The organism is Protofrankia sp. CiP1_Cm_nod2 (genome assembly GCF_920664355.1).
GTDB lineage: Bacteria > Actinomycetota > Actinomycetes > Frankiales > Frankiaceae > Protofrankia.
Map to the genome: position 1 here is coordinate 1 of NZ_CAKKTL010000104.1, position 1,357 is coordinate 1,357.

General features: G+C 78.6%; 1 protein-coding gene and 1 pseudogene. One reads left to right on the forward strand and one right to left on the reverse strand.

The genetic code is table 11. The features are described 5' to 3' along the window. Positions 1-199 (reverse strand): annotated as a pseudogene (locus NBW84_RS13160) (tetratricopeptide repeat protein); the annotation flags it as partial. 216 nt (positions 200-415) lie between these two features. Between NBW84_RS13160 and NBW84_RS13165 the strand changes: the two are divergent. Further along, on the forward strand, positions 416-1,357 hold a 942-nt coding region (locus NBW84_RS13165), incomplete at its 3' end, for a DUF5719 family protein (protein WP_250284958.1).

The window sequence follows — 1,357 nt, forward strand, 5'->3', positions numbered from 1 at the left end:
GGCCCGGCGCGGCGCCGCCCCGGCGGGCCACGGACGCGGCAACGGGCTCCCCACGGTGACCGGGACGCAGGGGGCCCGCCCGGACCAGCCCGGCTGCCCGGACCAGCCCGGCCGCCCGGACCAGCCCGGCCGTCCTGAGTGGTCCGGCCGCCCGCAGCGGCCGGTTCAGGTGAAGCGGCCGGTCCGGGCGGAGCGACATACTCGAAGGGAGCTTCCCGGCCATCTGGCCCGGGCCGTGCGGACGGCGGCTGCCGGCGCGCCGCGTCCCGAGGACCGTGGCGAGCCGATCCGGGTCATGCTGGCAGTGCTGGGGAACCGGTGCCGGCGTGCTGGGCGGCGACAGCCGGTCCGGGAGGTGCGGGCCGCGAGCTGGGCCGGGCGCGCGCGCCCGGCGGCGGTGATCGCGGTTGCCGTCATGTCCGCCCTGTCCAGCGTGCTGGCCCTGGCCGTCCTCGGCCGGCCCACGGCGGGCAGCCGGCCCGAGACGGTCCTGCCCACAGCCGGCCCACGGGTACCGGTGGCGTCCGCGATGCTGCTGTGCCCGGATCTCGACCCGCCGGCAGGCGCCCCGGTGACGGTGGACGTCGTGACCGCCGGCGGCGTGGTGGGTGGGAGGCCGGGCGCGGACGGGCGGATCTGGCTGTCCACCGGTGGCGCGGTGCGTGACGTCCCGACCGGTCCGGCCCGGGCGCGGGGCGTACTGGTCCAGACGAACGGTGGTGTGCCACTGGCCGTGCACGCCAGCGGCCCGGCGGCGGCCGGGCTGAGCGCCACGGTGACCGTCCCGGGCGCGCCCGGCCGGGCACCGTCCCGGGCACGCTGCGATCCGCCGAGGAGCGAGTTCTGGTTCGTCGGCCCGGGTACCGGTACCGGCCGTGACCCGGTGATCGTCCTTACCAACCCCGAGACAGCGCCCGCGCGTGTGGAGATCACGTCGTTCGGGCCAGCCGGCCGTGAGGAGGCGGGCGCCGCCACGCGGGCCACCGGTCCCGGCGCGGGTGACGGTGCGGCCACCGCTGGTGCGCTCGGCGATGGTGCAGCCAGTGACGGCGTGGCCAGTGACGGCATGGCCAGTGACGGCATGGCCAGCGACGGCGTTCGGGTACCGCCCATGGCACGGGTGATCCGCCGGCTGACCGACTGGGTACCCGACGCGGAAGCCACGGCGGTGCGGATCCGGGTACGGGACGGGCGGCTGGCCGCCGCCATGCTGGACCGCGCGGGCGCCCCGTTCACCCGGGAGCAGGTCGTCGTGCCCCCGGCCGCCGGCGCCCCGGCCGCCGGCACTGAGACCAGGACCGCCAGCTCAGGGGCGGCTGGTGCCGGGGGAGCGGACTCCGAGGCCGGGGCTGCCGGC